The organism is Marinomonas profundimaris, from assembly GCF_000508165.1.
Taxonomy (GTDB): Bacteria; Pseudomonadota; Gammaproteobacteria; order Pseudomonadales; family Marinomonadaceae; genus Marinomonas; species Marinomonas profundimaris.
Window position 1 is genome coordinate 137699 of the sequence record NZ_AYOZ01000023.1, and the last position, 15671, is coordinate 153369.

Sequence of the window (15671 nt, forward strand, 5' to 3'; positions counted from 1 at the left end):
TGATTAAATCCAATTATGCTCACTCGCTGTGTCTTTGCTGTGTCTTTGATGAGTTGGATAACACGACATCGCTCGCAGTCGTCAGGCTTATTTCAATAATAAAAAATGGATTTCACAATGAAGGAATTAACACGTACTGCACTTTACTGTGCCATGTTTCTTGCTGTGGGTGCGGTCGCGGGTTTGCTTGGACCGAGCTTAATTTATTTGGCTGGACTGATCGATGCGTCAGTGGCCGAAATTTCCATTGTTTTCACCGCCCGAGCCATTGGTAATATTTTGGGCGCGCTGCTGGCCGGACGTATGTTTGATCGCTGGCAAGGTCATCATTATATCATCGTGATGTTGCTTTGCATGATCTTTGGATTGGTGCTGGTGCCCTTTTCTACGAGCTTGCCAATGCTGGTGGTGTTGTTCTTTTTATTGGGTGCAACGGAAGTGTCTGCCAACGCGGGTGGCAACATGATGATGTTGTGGCTGCATAAAGAAAAAGTGGGTTCTTATGTTACGGTGCTGCATCTGTGTCATAGCGCAGGCAGCATGCTGGCGCCTTTGATTCTGGTCTTTGCGGTATGGACGGGGCTCGATTATGGCGCAGGTTATTGGATGGTGGCTTTATATGCACTGTGTTTGCCGTTGCTATTATGGCGACAACCTAGCCCAACCTTTGAAGCAAGAGCGAGTGAAGTCGTCCCTGCGACGAAACAAAAGGCGACGTTTATTGCTTTTCTTACGGTCATATTTTTGTACGTTGGGTTTGAAATCACCATTGCCGGTTGGATTAGCACTTACGCGGTTTTATCTGGTGAAGATCAAAACAGCGCGGCAATTTTGGTGACGTGGTTTTTCGTTAGCTTGTCGTTGGGGCGTTTGTTTTCGGTACCCCTATTGCGTTGGATCAGTCCGACACAAGGCATTTATGGATTGTTGGTGATCAGCCTATCTGGCTGTTTGATGATGCTGCTGTCCGATGCGTCTTTGGTGTGGATTGCGTTGTGGCTTGGATTGGGTTGCTCGGCTTTTTTCCCCATGCTCTTTTCCTATGGCAATAGCATTATGTCGCTGGATGGCAAACGCACAGGCATGGTTTTTGTGTGTTGTGGTTTGGGGGCGTTGGTTGCTCCGTCATTAACGGGCCCAATTATCGATGTGTTCAGTGTGGCGGCGTTTCCCTATTTACTGCTTGTGTTAGCAGCGCTCATGGCATTGAGTTGGCAGAGATTGTCTGTGATGACAAAAGGCTGATTGATGTATGAGTGTGATTTACTATAAGGTGAATAACGGGTTAGTGAATGGTTACTAACCCGTTTCGTTATGACTAGCTGTATTTGTGCAATGTCGAAATGGTAAAAGCGGCAAGATCTGTGTAGATATCAAACGGGAAATCGATCGTCTTGTATTGAGTCTGGCGACCTTTCCCTGTTAATACCAATACGGGTGAACAACCGCGCGCATTTCCTGCCTCAAGGTCTCTCAGTGAGTCTCCAACCATAATTGCTGGAGACTCTTTGAACGACATTCCGAGTTTTTCTTCGATGGCTTCAATCATGCCGCTTTTCGGTTTACGGCAAGTGCAATTGTCAGCAGGGCCATGAGGGCAATATTCAATGCCTGAAATACGACCGCCCTCTGCTTCCACTAATGCGGTCATTTTATCGTGCATGGCATTTAACGTGTCTTCGTCATAATAACCACGAGCAATTCCAGACTGGTTCGTGACCACAAAAATTTGAAAGCCCGCTTTTGATAACGCCGCGATGGATTTAATGCTGCCAGGAATCGGCTGCCATTCTTCGACAGATTTAACATACGCGTCTGAGTCTTGGTTGATAACGCCGTCTCGGTCTAACAGAATGATGGGTTTACTTTGCGCCATGAGCGTCGCCTTATTGTCACGATGAAGGGAAAAATTAATTTATTTGTTTTCGCCAATGTCTGCGAATAATGCATTGCGGCAGGCAGCGCTTAAATCACTGGCTGAAATGCCAATGTCTAAACCGCGTTGTCCGCCGCTGACGTAAACCGTTTCGAAGGCTTGTGCGCTTTGGTCAATACAAGTGATCAGGCTTTTCTTTTGTCCAATCGGGCTAATGCCGCCAACCAAATATCCGGTCAGGCGTTCGGCTTCTTTTGGCTCGGCCATACGAAGCTTTTTCACACCCAATGCGGCGGCGGCCCGTTTTAGATTTAACGTTCCCGTTACAGGAACAATAGCGACAAAAAAATGTTTTTCGTCACTGACCAATAGCGTTTTGAACACAGAAGCCGGATCGAGCTTAAGTTTTTGCGCGGCCTCTTCACCAAAATTTGTGCTGTGTCGATCGTGTTCATACTCATGAACACTGAAGGCTATTTTTTGCTTCTTTAGCTGGTTAATTGCCGGTGTCACCTTGGTGGATTCCTCTTTGCTTAGTCGTTATTTCTGCCAGAACATCGGCGTAAATAACACCAATAAGGTAAAGACTTCCAAGCGGCCTAACAGCATAGAGAAACACAACATCCATTTTGCTGGATCGCTTACGTTGGTAAAGCTCGACGCCACATCACCAAGACCAGGACCAAGGTTGTTGAGCGTTGCCGCAACCGCTGACCATGCCGTGACTTGGTCCAATCCTGTTGCCATCAAACCAATCATGAGCACAACGTAAACCAACAAATACGCGGAGAAAAACCCCCATACCGCCGACACAACGCGTTCCTGAATGGCCTTGCCACCGACTTTAACGGGAATGACCGCGTTCGGGTGAATCAAGCGTTGGATTTCTCGCATGCCCTGTTTGAGGATCAATAGGATTCGAATCACCTTCATACCGCCACCGGTTGAACTAGCACAACCACCGACAAAAGACGTAACGATTAACAAGAACGGTAGGAAGTGTGGCCAGCTGGAAAAATCGGATGTACCAAAACCAGACGTCGTGGCGATAGACACACTTTCAAAGACGGCAAAACGTAGCGACGTTCCCCAGTCATAAGTGGATGTCATCGCAAGCACCAACGTAGAAAGAATAACCGTACTGGAAAGAATCAATAAAAAGAAACGTGCTTCTGGGTCTCTGAAATAATGCCAAACACTTTTGTGACGCCACGCATAAAAATGCAGTGCAAAGTTGAAGGCAGAGACAATCATAAAGAAGGTACAAATCATCTCAATGGCAACACTATTGAAGTAACCAATACTGTCATCGTGCGTTGAGAAACCACCGATGGCCACGGTCGAAAAGCTGTGACAAATCGCATCGAATAAACTCATTCCTGCGATCCAATAACCCAGCGCACAGACACTCGTCAACGTCGCATAAATGTACCAAAGCGCCTTGGCGGTTTCAGCAATACGGGGCGTGAGTTTGGTGTCTTTTACTGGTCCTGGTGTTTCGGCTCGATACAACTGCATTCCACCGATGCCCAACATCGGCATGATGGCTACCGCCAATACGATGATACCCATGCCGCCCAACCACGTAAGCAACTGACGATAAAACAAAATGGATTTAGGCAAATCATCAATGCCTGTCAGGATGGTCGCTCCGGTTGTCGTGAGCCCTGAAATGGACTCAAACAACGCATCGGTAAAAGTTAGGTCTGGGTGATCCGCTAAGAAGAAAGGCACGGATCCGAACAAGCCTAGAACCGTCCAAAACAATACGGTTACCAAAAAGCCGTCGCGAATTTTTAGTTCGCCCCGCTCGTTTCGAACCGGAAACCACAGCAAGAAACCGCCTAAGATGTTTACGCCGAATGCATAAAGAAACGCATAGAGTGCACCATCATCATAAATCAGAGAAACCATAATGGGTGGAATCAGCGACACACTGAATACCATTACCAATAAGCCAATGACACGTAAAATGACACTAAAATGCATACTTACTTCCTAGAACCCAACGACATTCATCTGTCAGGCCATTGTTAAAATTCAGGCGGAAACCTTTTTGGGCTTCTTGCTGTCTGCGTAGGCGACCGTTTAAAAGAAGGTTAAGCCGACTTGAAACAGTTGCTCTACCGCAGGGATTTGTTTTTTATTCGTGACAAAGATAATCACGTGATCTTCTGCTTGTATGACCAATTCACTGGTGGCGACGATCATGTCGTCTGCACGAACGATGGCGCCAATTGTTGCGCCTTCAGGCAAGTTCAAATTGGCAATGCTGCGTCCAACCACTTTCGAGGAGCGGTAATCACCATGCGCAACCGCTTCTAATGCTTCGGCGGCGCCTTTACGCATTGAGTGAACGTTCACCACATCGCCACGTCGAATATAGCTGAGCAGCGAACTGATCGTCGTTTGTTGCGGCGAAATCGCAATGTCGATCATGCCTTCTTGAACGATGTCGACATACGCAGGGTTGTTAATGATGGTCATAACGGTACGAACCCCCAACACTTTCGCCAGCATCGACGACATGATATTGGCTTCGTCGTTGTTGGTCAGTGCACAGAATACGTCGGTGGATTCGATGTTTTCTTCAAGCAGCAATTCCTGTTTTGAAGCATCGCCATTTAATACGATGGTGTTGTCCAATGTCTCGGACAAATAACGGCAGCGTTCTGGATCACGTTCGATGATCTTCACGCGATACTCTCTTTCAAGACTTTGAGCCAAACGCTCACCAATGTTGCCGCCGCCGGCAATGATGATACGACGATATGGAACGTCCAGCGGACGCAGTTCACTCATGACGTCAAGCACATCGCGTTGAGCCGTCAAAAAGAAAACTTCGTCGTTGGCTCGAATGTAAGTATTACCATCCGGTGAAATGGATTTACCATCGCGATAAATGGCGGCGATACGGGTTTGGATTGATGGCATGTGTTCTTTTAAGAAGCTTATTGGCTGATCGATCAGAGGGCCGCCCTTTTCGGCTTTTACCACAACAAGCTGCACTTTTCCGTCAGCGAACTCCATAACCTGCAACGCACCAGGGTAGCGAATCAATCGACTTAAATGTTTTGTTACTTCTTTTTCTGGGCTGATACGAACATCCAATGGAATGGCTTGATCACAAAATAGTTCGGGGTATTTTGCGTAAGCGCTTGAACGTACTCGACCAATTTTCGTTGGTGTCTTAAAGAGAGTATGCGCCACCTGACATGCGATCATGTTGGTTTCATCTTGGTTGCTTACCGCGATGAGCATGTCGGCATCATTACAACCTGCTTGGTCGAGCACATCGGGATGTGAGCCACTGCCTTCTACCGTTTGAATGTCGAGGCGGTCTTGCAATTCTCTAAGGCGATTTAAATCGGTATCAATGACGGTAATATCGTTGTCTTCACTTGCTAAGTTTTCTGCAAGTGTCGCGCCTACTTGGCCCGCCCCTATAATGATGATCTTCATAGTCTGCCTTAGAGCGTGATGTGTGTTTCAGCTCTTTGTTTAGTGTATTAATTCAAATGACAACGTTGAGTATTTTGCTTGATCGAGTGTGCATATTTTTTACTCGAATCAGGTAGTGCAAGTTTACCCACATAAAGACAATTATTTAACTTGAACTTGGAAAATACTCGTAATTTATTTGACTGATTTTGTAATGATGGCTATCCATAACTTTTAACGTAATCAATCATTCCACAGCCGCATGTTTGATTGAGAGCCGTTAGAGAATGAACAGGCAAAAAAAAGCCCAATCAACTGTGTTTCATGTGAAACAATTGGCTGGGCCTTTCGAGAAAATAACTTATTTCTCAGTCGTTTGTCTTAGCTGATCTGTGCCTACGGCATTTTAAGCAGGTATTTTTTTTAGTAGACAATAATAGAATCCATCATGCCCTTCTAAATTCGGGAACAATTGACGTCCATGGCTGACAGGAATCCCCCACTCTAGCGCGCTTTCTTCCGACAGCGTGTTTAATGGCACTTCGCTTGCATCTTGTTGGTTGGCTAGGAAATGCGTAATCTGCTGTTCGTTTTCTTCTGGCATTAATGAACAGGTTGCATACAGCATGAAACCACCTGATTTCAATGTAGTCCAAACGCTATTCAGAATCTCTCGTTGAATTAACACCAGCTCGTCAATATCTGCAGGTTTACGATTAATCTTAATGTCTGGGTTTCGGCGAATCACACCCGTTGCAGAACAAGGCACATCCAATAAAATTTTATCGAAGTGCTCACCGTCCCACCACGTATCCAGTTCACCGGCATCGGCGCAAATTAACGTCGCGGAATAACCAAGGCGCTCTAAATTCGATTCGATTTTTTCCATGCGCCAGGGTTCAAGTTCCACCGCGGTTAATACCAAGCCTTCCGCCTTTTCTAATAAATGGCCTGTTTTTCCACCCGGCGCTGCGCACGCATCGAGTACTTTGTCTCCTGCCTTTGGTGACAAAATATTGGCTGAAAGTTGAGCTGCTTCATCTTGTACACTCACAAAACCTTCTTCAAAATTAGGTAGCTCTGTTACCCGTACTGCATTTCTTAGATACAGTGCAGAGCTTGAAAATGCCCCTTCTGTTGCTTTAATGCCTTTTTCTAAAAGTTGGGACTTATATGTTTCACGTGAAACGCGGCTCTCATTGACACGAATACACATGGGTGGATGCGTGTTACTGGCTTCAATGATTTCTTCAAGCTGGTCTGGCCAATGCTTATTCAAACGCTTCACAAACCATTTTGGTTGATTGTATTCAACCGATGGCATGGCTTCTAATTCTTCTTCGATCTCATCGACTTCACGTTGGTAACGACGCAAGACCGCGTTCATTAGTTTGGTTGCCCAATCCTTTTTAAGCAGTCGGCAGGCTTCTACGGTTTCATTGACAGCGGCATGATCTGGCGTGTTCATGTAGGTCAATTGGTATAAACCTAAAAGCAGCGTTGCGTATAAATCTGTGTCCTTTTCTTCAAAAGGATGAGCCAGTAAATGCAAAGCGATGCTGTTTAATTTTGGGTACTGACGACAAACACCGAAGCACAACTCTTTTAATAATGGGATGTGCTCACTGGCAACCTCTAATTGATGACGAGCAAGTTGCGTACTTAACGAACCTTGCTGAAGCAAAATATTGGTGATGACTTCAATCGCCACTTGGCGAGCACTGTGCTGAATAGAAAGGGTATCAGATGACATATTGTTAGTTTGACTCATAATGATGGCTCGATAAGACCAAGGCGTTGGCCAATGGCTAAGGCGGCTTTGTGTTTACCGTTTAGGGCGTCTTGGATTTTCATGCGTTTACCGCCCGCGAACTGAACGTCGGTAATCAATACAGAACCTTGTCCTGTGGCGACAATAACCCCTTCTTTACTGACGACCAAAATTTCGCCTGGTGTGGAATCTTCATCGCTGACACTGGCATGCTGCGCGGCGTGAATTTTCATGATACCAGCAAGGCTGTTGGTGTAAGCGACAGGCCAAGGTGATAAACCACGGATCTGACGTTCGATCAATTCAGCGGGTGCTGACCAGTCGATGTCTGCTTCTTGTTTTGTTAGCTTTGCTGCGTAACAGGTTAGGCTTTCATCTTGCGTTTCTGGTGTGAGCGTATTGGCTTTGAGCTGCTCTAATGCGTCTATCAATGCATCGCCACCCATCGCCGCTAAACGATCGTGTAGCGTCGCTGAGGTGTCTGTCTGTTTGATATCGCAATGGGCTTTCAATAGCATGTCGCCTGTATCCAAGCCAACATCCATTTGCATGATAGTGATGCCGGTTTCATTATCGCCAGCAATCAAGGCGCGATGAATAGGCGCCGCACCGCGCCAGCGAGGCAGCAATGATGCGTGAACATTGATACAACCAAACTTAGGCATATCCAGTACGATTTTCGGTAAGATGATTCCGTACGCCGCTACAATCATAATGTCAGCATCTAGCATTGCGAGTTCGGCTTTGTCTTCTTTAAGCTTAAAATTCAGCGGTTGGTAAACAGGAATGTCGTTCGTTAGTGCGAGTTGTTTTACGGGGCTTTGAACGAGCTTTTGGCCACGACCTGCAGGGCGATCAGGTTGGGTGTAAACCGCAATAACTTCATAGTTGTTCTCTGTTTGCTTATCGAGAACAGCTTGTAGGCTGGCCGCTGCAAATTCAGGCGTGCCAGCAAATACAATACGCAATGGGGATTTGGACATGAAAGGTTCCTTAACAAAAAATCAGGCCATAGCCTGATTTTGTAATTCGTTTATCAATGATCTAGGCAGAAAAAGCGATCTTCTTAACCTTGTTTTAGGGCCAACTTATGTGCTTTTTCTAATTTGCTTTTAATGCGATTACGTTTCAAAGGCGATAGATAATCCACCATCAGTTTGCCATCAAGGTGATCCACTTCATGCTGTACGCAAACCGCCATCAGTTCATCTACGACCATTTCAAATGGTTTGCCGTGACGATCCAACGCTTTGACTTTGACTTTAGCAGCACGGTAAAGGTGTTCATAAAAGCCAGGTACAGACAAACAGCCTTCTTGGAATTCGTTCGGTTCGTCGTCTAACACTTCGAACTCTGGATTAATAAACACGATGGGTTCATTGCGCTCTTCAGAGAAATCCATCACAACAAGACGGTGATGATAATCCACTTGTGTTGCCGCGAGACCCAAACCATTCTCGTCATACATGGTGTCTAGCATGTCGTCGATTTGAGTTTGTAGCGCATCAGTAAACTGGGTAATTGGCTTCGCAATTTTGCGTAAGCGTTTATCTGGGTATTCAAGTACGGTTAAAACAGCCATGATCTTTTCCAACGATGTGTCTTTGTTCATGAGAGGAGACGCTCTCTCCTACTCTTTTCATTCTGTATATTGTAACGCAACTCTGTCTATTGAGCAGTCTTCTCGTGGCGGTTTTTTGGTCAATATGATTGAATGGCTTTCATAGCCACAGCCTATTTCGACTTGGCTAGGATATTTTGGGCCAAGGAAAGCCCCGTTCTTAATCTCACGATGACAATAGGTTGTCGTCTTGATACGCAAGGAAGCGTTTGTATGGATACATCTTATTCGGCTGGTTTAACGAAAAGCGATTGGTTATGCCTGAGCTTTTTGTCTGGTATCGGCCCTGCTCGCCTGTCTCGTTTATACACGTATTTAACCCAGCTCTATCTGATTCAACCTCAATCCAGCACATCACAAGACCCAAATGAAACCGCGCCACTGTTTGATCATTCTCAGGCAGATGAGAGGACGGATGACCTTCTGTCTTATGAATTGCTGCGCGCGCTAAAGTGGCCAGACATTACTGCTCGAGAAGCAATGGATTACTTTTCAAATGGCACGCTGACGCAAGAACAAGAAACAAAGCGAGAGCAATCGCTAGCTTGGTTGGCCGAACCAAACCACCACTTGGTGTTGCAAGAAGACATGCATTACCCTGAGGCATTGAAAGAGATCAGTGTCGCGCCGGCATTCTTGTACGTGGAAGGCAGTCGAGACGCTTTGTTATTACCCAAGATCGGTATCGTGGGTGCGAGAAAGTGCACGCGTCACGGTCGAGAGGTAACATTAAAACTAGCGGAGCAATTATCACATCATGGTATTTGTGTGGTCAGTGGCGGCGCAATGGGGATCGATACCGCTGCGCATCAAGGTGCCCTCGACAGCAAAACTACCCCAACCATTGCCGTCATGGGAACGGGCTTGTTGCATCGGTATCCCGCTCACAATAAACCTTTGTTTGAGCGCATCTTAGAACAAGGTGGCGCCTTAATAAGTGAATACCCACTAACGACGAGTCCTCGCCCTCACCTTTTTCCACCGCGTAATCGAATCATCAGTGGAGTGAGTATGGGCGTTCTTGTGGCGGAAGCGTCAATCAAAAGTGGTTCGCTGATCAGCGCGAGTTACGCCGTACAACAAAACCGTGACGTGTTTGCATTACCCGGTCGCTTATCTGACAAACAATCAGAAGGTTGTCATCAGTTACTTCGACAAGGGGCGACCTTGGTTCGATGCGTTGAAGATATAGTGGAAGAGTGCTCTCCCCGTCTTTTGGCATTTGATAACACGGCTGAAAAAGGCACGCCCGAAAAAGACACGAGCCCATATTACACTACGACGAACGGAACATCATTCGGTCCGTCAGGACGACAACCTATGCCGGAATCCATTTCAGATGAAGCAAAGGCGGTGGCGGATCTCATGGAAAAAGAAGCCATGCCAATGGACTTCGATGCCTTGATTCGACACACCAATCTGAGTGCAGGTTTATTGATGCAGGTATTAATGGAGTTGGAACTATCAGGTTGTATCGAGAACCGAGAAGGTCTTTATGGGCGTTGTTGATAAACCGTGTTAATCATTTGTGATTGAAGGTAAATAAAAAAGAGGCGCGTATTTCGCACCTCTTTTTTACAGCTTGTCATATGTTAGAGATGCTTTAATCGGATCCGCTAAAAATATCATTTTTGAGCTGCTTAATATCGCGGCGCTCTTTTTTATTGGGTTTGTGGTCTGCCATGATTCGACCGCCAAACGATTTGTGCTCTAGCGCTTTGCGTTCTCGTTTTTCAATGGACTCTGGGGTTTCTTCATACAAGAGTTGCGCTTCTGGTGCGCCACGGCGTTGACCGCTAATGGCTTTGATTTCCAGTACCTTTTCATCCCAACCGACGCGTATGCCGATCAAGGCACCGACTTCGACATTGCGACTGGCTTTGCCCTTGCTGCCGTTATAAGACACTTTTCCGCCATCTATTGCGTCTTTGCAAAGAGAGCGGGTTTTATAAAAACGTGCGGCCCAAAGCCACTTATCTAAACGAACGGCTTGTGGTGCCGACTGCTTTTCTGGTTTACTCATAAAGAATGCGTTGACCCTATTCTGTTGTCATATTTGAGGCTGTTATGCAGGACATTAGTAAACACCCAATTTTCCAAGCTCTTCAAAAAATAATACACGATGCCGCCGATGTGATCATGGACATTTATCAACGTGCCGATTTGGGCATTGAACAAAAAATGGATGATAGCCCTGTGACGGCGGCGGACCTAGCTGCTCACAAAGTGATTCTAGCAGGTTTGCAGGCGCTTACACCGGATATTCCCGTCTTATCCGAAGAAGCGGTCGTCTCGTTTGAGGAACGCTCACAATGGTCTATGTTGTGGATTGTTGATCCACTCGATGGCACCAAAGAATTTATTAAACGCAATGGTGAATTCAGCATCAATATTGCCTTGGTTGAAAATGGCGCGCCGATTCTTGGCGTGGTGTATTTACCAACAACCAGTGAAGGTTATTTTGGTGTAACGGATTCTTGGAAAGATTTGCCGATTGGTGCGTTCAAATGGCAAGGCGATGAATTTGAAAGTATCAAGTTACGCGAGCCAAGGGATCCCATTGTTGTCATGACGAGTCGCAGTCATGGACCGGCGTTGCCATCCGATTTAAAGGCGTATTTGAAATCGGCGTATCAACAAGTACGAGAGTTGCCTAAAGGCAGTTCAATAAAAGGCTGTCGAATTGCGGAAGGCATTGCGGATTTGCATCTACGCCGTGGCCCAACCAGTGAATGGGATACTGCCGCACAACAAGCGATTATCGAAGCCGCTGGCGGCATGCTCGTCACGCCAACCGGAAAGCCATTTCGTTATAATCAACGTGAAACGCTGCTCAACGGCCACTTCTTTGTATCAGGCCCTGAGCTTGCTCCAAGCGTGATGGATTGGTACAAGAAAAAAGACTAAGGTGCTCGCCTTGGTCTTTTTTCCTTACTCCTCTCTTGTGTCACGTGAAACATTTACTAAGTCAGCACTTACATTTCATCTAACTAACGGTACTTAATCCCGAGTTCAGGCGATTAACAATCCGTTTTTGAGCGCGTTTCAAAAAATCGCTTTGCAGCGGTTGCGCAAAAGACCGTGCGATGGCGACGGTTCCCACTAAAGACACCACGGTTTCTTCCGCTAACGCATTGGCGTCTTGGCTACCGCGTTTTTTCAAAATTCCCGCAAGGCGATTCACCAAACTGTCGAAACACGCTTGGTAGGCTTGGCGGACTTTTTCTTCTTTGTGTGCCGCATCCGTGACCAGAAACTCCAAGGGCGATGGGTGTTCTTTATCGCTTTTGCTCCAGCTTAAGTAGCGACTCACTAGCGCTTTTATGTGGGTTTCTTTGCCTTCGGTTTGTTTGTCGTCTCGAGCCCAAAAAGCATGAGACGTAGCAAATTGCATCGCCGCTTCGTACAGACTGCTTTTCGCTGAAAAATGCGCGTAAAACGCACCGTGAGTCATGTTGGCTTGCTTCATGATCTGCGTGAGCGTGACACGGTCAAAACCCTGTGAGCAAAATAACTTCGCGGCGGCGTGTAAAATCCGTTGGCGTGTATGTTCTTTATGTTGAGGTGTGTAAGGCATTTATCTGACCTCCTACTCTCTGACTAAATGGAAACCTATGTGTGCATCGTAGCAGAGGATCTGAATATTATCTTGATCATATAAAGACTCTCTCTAGCATGAGGACTTTCTTTGTGCTGAATATAAAGAGGGTTTTCTCATGTCGCTTAAAGACAGAATCGTTATTACAGGAATGGGGATCGTGTCGCCATTAGGATTGGGAGTATCGTCCGTATGGGATCGATTGATTCGTGGTGAGTCTGGCATTCGAACCTTACCCACTACGCTATCGGAAGGATTAAACACACACATTGCCGGACAAGTGCCTAGCCACACGGAACAAGAGAACGGATTGAACGAATCCGACTATCTGTCACCAAAAGACCGAAAACGTGTGGATCTGTTTACACTTTTTGCCCTCGCTGCGGCGGACGAAGCATTGGCGCAGGCCAAATGGCAACCCACCAGCGAAGCGGATAAAGAAGCGACGGCAACCATCATCGCAACAGGAATTGGCGGATTACCAACGATCACGCATGCGCAATCGGTATTAACCAATCAAGGTGCGCGCCGTTTATCACCCTTCACCGTGCCGGCGTTTCTTGCCAATCTTGCTGCAGGCAACGTCTCGATCAAATACGGTTTCAAAGGGCCACTTGGTACACCAGTGACAGCCTGTGCTGCTGGTGTGCAAGCGATAGGTGACGCGATGCGCCTGTTGCGTACGGGCGAGGCGAAAGTCGCCTTGGCGGGTGGTACAGAGGCGTGCATCGATCCGTTGTCGCTGGCGGGTTTTGGAGCGTTAAAGGCATTGTCGACGCGCAATGACGATCCGACAAAAGCGTCTCGCCCGTTCGATAAAGACCGTGAAGGTTTTGTGATGGGCGAAGGCGCGGGTTTGGTTGTGTTGGAAACGCTTGAACATGCGTTAGCGAGAGGCGCGACGCCCTTGGTGGAAATTGTTGGTTACGGCACCAGCGCGGACGCTTATCATCTGACGTCTGGTCCAGAAAGTGGCGAAGGCGCGGCGCGTGCTATGCAAACGGCGCTGACTATGGCGGGAATTACCGCCGAAAAAATTGGCTACGTGAATGCGCATGCCACGTCGACACCCGTGGGCGATCGCGGTGAGATCAATGCGTTGCGTCGAGTCTTTGGTGAAAACGTCACTGACGTGGCGATCTCGTCGACGAAATCGGCCACTGGTCATTTGCTCGGCGCAGCGGGTGGCGTTGAAGCCATTTTCAGTGCTCAAGCATTAAGAACGGGTACGTTACCGCCGACCTTGAATCTACAAGAACCAGAGGAAAGCATGGCGGACTTGGATCTTATCCCATTGGTTTCACGTGAAAAAAACGTCGAGTACGTGTTGTGTAATGGCTTTGGTTTTGGTGGCGTAAACGCGGCGCTGATACTCAAACGCTACTAGGCTTTACATAGAAACACAAAGCAAAGAACGAAAAAAGGCGACTCACTGAGTCGCCTTTTTTTATGACCGTAATGTTTATTTAGCCATCCATTAGTTTGTTCGGCAACCAGGTCACCAGCTCTGGGAACATCATGACGATGATCAGAACCAGCAGTTTTAACAGAACAAAAGGCAGGATGGATTTGTAAATATCCAACATGGTAATACCCGGCGGTGCGATGCCTTTTAGATAAAACAAGGCAAAACCATATGGCGGCGTTTGCACGGCAATCTCGATGTTCAAGATCATCAAAATACCAAACCAAATCGGATCGTAACCCAACGAAACGGCAATCGGTGTGAAGATGGGTGCACACATTAGAACGATGATGAATTCATCAATAATGAAACCAAGCAACAACATGATCAGTTGGAATAACATGATGACCATGATCGGCGGCAAGCCTAAATCTTGCGTAAAGCTGGCCACCATGTTTTGAACGCCCATTAATAAATGGAAGTTACTAAACACAGACGCGCCCACGATGATCCACATTGCCACACTGACTAGCAACGCGGCTTGCATGCCGGCTTTCTGTACCATACGAGGTTTGAAGCGCTTAAACAGAATCGCCAAAACGATAGCGCCGACAACACCGATTGCACCCGATTCGGTTGGCGTCGCAATACCCATGATAATGCTGCCCAAAACCGCCACGATCAAAAGTAATGACAATAGGCCGTCACGCGCCGTCATGAACTTTTCTTTTACCGTTGGCTGCACGTCTGGAATTTTGTCCATGGGCGCACGGTTTGGGTTCAATTTACAGGAAATCACCACGTAAGCGATCAATAAAATGATGGTAATAAGCGCAGGAATCAACGCACCAATAAACATGCGCCCAACGGAGTTTTGTGTCGACGATGCAAACATGATCATGGGAATGCTGGGCGGAATCAAAATCCCTAAGCCGCCACCGGCCATGATGACACCTAAGGCAAGGCGTTTGTCGTAACCGCGTTCCAGCATGGGACGCAGTGCAATACTGCCCGACGTCATAATGCCAGCACCGATAATGCCAACCATGGCACCGATCATCGAACACACGACGATCACGCTGATTGCCAACGAACCACGTACGCGGCCGATCAGCATTTGGCTTGCGCTGAACATCGCGTCACCGATACCGGATCGAGTGAGCAATTGACCCATATAAATGTACAAAGGAATGGCCAGCAAGATGAAACTAAAATGCGTGTCTTCTAGCGTGGTGGGAATCACATTAAACAGTGCATCGCCCCATGTGGCGTAGCCAACCCCCATCGCGATGCCGCCAAGCGCCAAACCAACGGGCGCACCCAAGGCAAAAGTCACAAGAATACAAAGCAGTAAAACGCCCGTTAGAACTTCAATGCTAATCATTTGGCGTTTCCTCTGTGTTTCGTAAAGAATCTGGTAATAAGTTTTTTCCGGTGATCAAGTGATAACACTCTTCTATCCAGTCGCTCGAAAGTTGTAACGCCAACAAAATACTCGCGACGGCCATCATGACCCAATAATGATGCATCTGCGGCGCCCATTCGCTTTGTCGGCGATAATTGAACTCGATGGCTTCTTCAAATTTACCGATGCTCATTTTGCAAATGATAAGGACAAAGAAAATGGCGAGCGTAAAAGACAGCATGTTGAAAATATTACGAACGCGAGGTGATACCTTGTTGTAGAGAATATCGACATTAATATGAGCGCGTTGTTGTTGCGCATACGCTCCGCCTAACGCGGCAATGTAGCCAAACAAAAACAAAGAAAGGTCATAAGCCCAAATGGTGGGTTTATTCAAAAAGTAGCGAGAGAAAACCTCAAAAGCGACGACAAAAGCTAAAACCGGCATAAGAAAAGAAATAGATTTACCGATAAAGCTCACCAAGGCATGGATCACTAAACAGTAACGCCTGATAGCTGTTTCTATCATTATTTTGTACCTTTGAAGGTGGGAA

The 15671-nt window shown here is 46.9% G+C and carries 15 protein-coding genes; 4 read left to right on the forward strand and 11 right to left on the reverse strand.

Annotated elements, in window-relative coordinates; translation table 11 throughout:
• The first annotated feature begins 117 nt into the window (after nt 1-117).
• Nucleotides 118-1245, forward strand: a complete 1128-nt coding sequence (locus D104_RS29800) for an MFS transporter (RefSeq protein WP_024024307.1) — start codon at nt 118-120, stop codon at nt 1243-1245.
• Between the two features lie 73 nt (nt 1246-1318).
• Here the strand turns inward: D104_RS29800 and gmhB are convergent, their stop codons facing one another.
• The 7 genes from gmhB to def form a co-directional block, all read right to left on the reverse strand.
• Nucleotides 1319-1876, reverse strand: a complete 558-nt coding sequence (gene gmhB, locus D104_RS29805) for a D-glycero-beta-D-manno-heptose 1,7-bisphosphate 7-phosphatase (RefSeq protein WP_024024308.1) — start codon at nt 1874-1876, stop codon at nt 1319-1321.
• Nucleotides 1877-1915: 39 nt separating this feature from the next.
• Nucleotides 1916-2389, reverse strand: a complete 474-nt coding sequence (gene ybaK, locus D104_RS29810; protein ID WP_024024309.1) for a Cys-tRNA(Pro) deacylase — start codon at nt 2387-2389, stop codon at nt 1916-1918.
• A gap of 27 nt (nt 2390-2416) precedes the next feature.
• Nucleotides 2417-3865: a TrkH family potassium uptake protein gene (locus D104_RS29815; RefSeq protein ID WP_024024310.1), complete on the reverse strand. Its 1449-nt coding sequence runs from the start codon at nt 3863-3865 to the stop codon at nt 2417-2419.
• 99 nt (nt 3866-3964) lie between these two features.
• Complete coding sequence (trkA, locus tag D104_RS29820; RefSeq protein WP_024024311.1) at nt 3965-5338, reverse strand: Trk system potassium transporter TrkA; 1374 nt, start codon at nt 5336-5338, stop codon at nt 3965-3967.
• 385 nt (nt 5339-5723) lie between these two features.
• Entirely contained in the window at nt 5724-7088 is a 1365-nt protein-coding gene (gene rsmB / locus D104_RS29825) for a 16S rRNA (cytosine(967)-C(5))-methyltransferase RsmB (RefSeq protein WP_024024312.1), read from the reverse strand.
• Nucleotides 7085-8071 carry a methionyl-tRNA formyltransferase gene (gene fmt, locus D104_RS29830; protein WP_024024313.1) on the reverse strand — a complete coding sequence of 329 codons (987 nt, stop codon included), beginning with the start codon at nt 8069-8071 and terminating at the stop codon, nt 7085-7087. The genes rsmB and fmt overlap by 4 nt, the downstream gene beginning before the upstream one ends.
• 83 nt (nt 8072-8154) lie before the next feature.
• The gene (def, locus tag D104_RS29835) at nt 8155-8670 is read right to left on the reverse strand and encodes a peptide deformylase (RefSeq protein ID WP_031214952.1); all 516 of its coding nucleotides are present in this window, start codon (nt 8668-8670) and stop codon (nt 8155-8157) included.
• Nucleotides 8671-8922: 252 nt separating this feature from the next.
• Between def and dprA the strand changes: the two genes are divergently transcribed.
• Complete coding sequence (gene dprA / locus D104_RS29840; RefSeq protein ID WP_024024315.1) at nt 8923-10218, forward strand: DNA-processing protein DprA; 1296 nt, start codon at nt 8923-8925, stop codon at nt 10216-10218.
• Between the two features lie 94 nt (nt 10219-10312).
• On the opposite strand, the gene D104_RS29845 is transcribed toward dprA, so the two are convergent.
• On the reverse strand, nt 10313-10732 hold the full coding sequence (locus D104_RS29845) for an RNA-binding S4 domain-containing protein (RefSeq protein WP_024024316.1): 420 nt from the start codon (nt 10730-10732) through the stop codon (nt 10313-10315).
• Nucleotides 10733-10776: 44 nt separating this feature from the next.
• Between D104_RS29845 and cysQ the strand changes: the two genes are divergently transcribed.
• A complete protein-coding gene (gene cysQ, locus D104_RS29850; protein ID WP_024024317.1) occupies nt 10777-11616 on the forward strand; it encodes a 3'(2'),5'-bisphosphate nucleotidase CysQ in 840 nt (279 codons plus the stop codon).
• 79 nt (nt 11617-11695) lie between these two features.
• Here cysQ and D104_RS29855 read toward each other — a convergent pair whose 3' ends face one another.
• Nucleotides 11696-12286 (reverse strand): TetR/AcrR family transcriptional regulator, encoded by a 591-nt coding sequence (locus D104_RS29855; RefSeq protein WP_024024318.1) that lies wholly within the window; start codon nt 12284-12286, stop codon nt 11696-11698.
• Nucleotides 12287-12425: 139 nt separating this feature from the next.
• On the opposite strand from D104_RS29855, the gene fabF reads away from it, so the two are divergent.
• The gene (fabF, locus tag D104_RS29860) at nt 12426-13694 is read left to right on the forward strand and encodes a beta-ketoacyl-ACP synthase II (RefSeq protein WP_024024319.1); all 1269 of its coding nucleotides are present in this window, start codon (nt 12426-12428) and stop codon (nt 13692-13694) included.
• 79 nt (nt 13695-13773) lie between these two features.
• Here the strand turns inward: fabF and D104_RS29865 are convergent, their stop codons facing one another.
• Together D104_RS29865 and D104_RS29870 are read right to left on the reverse strand one after the other, a co-directional pair.
• On the reverse strand, nt 13774-15096 hold the full coding sequence (locus D104_RS29865; RefSeq protein ID WP_024024320.1) for a TRAP transporter large permease: 1323 nt from the start codon (nt 15094-15096) through the stop codon (nt 13774-13776).
• Entirely contained in the window at nt 15089-15646 is a 558-nt protein-coding gene (locus tag D104_RS29870; RefSeq protein ID WP_024024321.1) for a TRAP transporter small permease subunit, read from the reverse strand. The genes D104_RS29865 and D104_RS29870 overlap by 8 nt, the downstream gene beginning before the upstream one ends.
• Nucleotides 15647-15671: the final 25 nt, after the last annotated feature.

What these genes read in the sequence shown, in the direction of transcription:
- D104_RS29800 (WP_024024307.1), top strand. Translation starts at nt 118, where the DNA reads ATGAAGGAATTAACACGTACTGCACTTTACTGTGCCATGTTTCTTGCT.
- gmhB (WP_024024308.1), bottom strand. Translation starts at nt 1,876, where the DNA reads ATGGCGCAAAGTAAACCCATCATTCTGTTAGACCGAGACGGCGTTATC.
- D104_RS29815 (WP_024024310.1), bottom strand. Translation starts at nt 3,865, where the DNA reads ATGCATTTTAGTGTCATTTTACGTGTCATTGGCTTATTGGTAATGGTA.
- trkA (WP_024024311.1), bottom strand. Translation starts at nt 5,338, where the DNA reads ATGAAGATCATCATTATAGGGGCGGGCCAAGTAGGCGCGACACTTGCA.
- rsmB (WP_024024312.1), bottom strand. Translation starts at nt 7,088, where the DNA reads ATGAGTCAAACTAACAATATGTCATCTGATACCCTTTCTATTCAGCAC.
- fmt (WP_024024313.1), bottom strand. Translation starts at nt 8,071, where the DNA reads ATGTCCAAATCCCCATTGCGTATTGTATTTGCTGGCACGCCTGAATTT.
- def (WP_031214952.1), bottom strand. Translation starts at nt 8,670, where the DNA reads ATGGCTGTTTTAACCGTACTTGAATACCCAGATAAACGCTTACGCAAA.
- dprA (WP_024024315.1), top strand. Translation starts at nt 8,923, where the DNA reads ATGGATACATCTTATTCGGCTGGTTTAACGAAAAGCGATTGGTTATGC.
- D104_RS29845 (WP_024024316.1), bottom strand. Translation starts at nt 10,732, where the DNA reads ATGAGTAAACCAGAAAAGCAGTCGGCACCACAAGCCGTTCGTTTAGAT.
- cysQ (WP_024024317.1), top strand. Translation starts at nt 10,777, where the DNA reads ATGCAGGACATTAGTAAACACCCAATTTTCCAAGCTCTTCAAAAAATA.
- D104_RS29855 (WP_024024318.1), bottom strand. Translation starts at nt 12,286, where the DNA reads ATGCCTTACACACCTCAACATAAAGAACATACACGCCAACGGATTTTA.
- fabF (WP_024024319.1), top strand. Translation starts at nt 12,426, where the DNA reads ATGTCGCTTAAAGACAGAATCGTTATTACAGGAATGGGGATCGTGTCG.
- D104_RS29865 (WP_024024320.1), bottom strand. Translation starts at nt 15,096, where the DNA reads ATGATTAGCATTGAAGTTCTAACGGGCGTTTTACTGCTTTGTATTCTT.
- D104_RS29870 (WP_024024321.1), bottom strand. Translation starts at nt 15,646, where the DNA reads ATGATAGAAACAGCTATCAGGCGTTACTGTTTAGTGATCCATGCCTTG.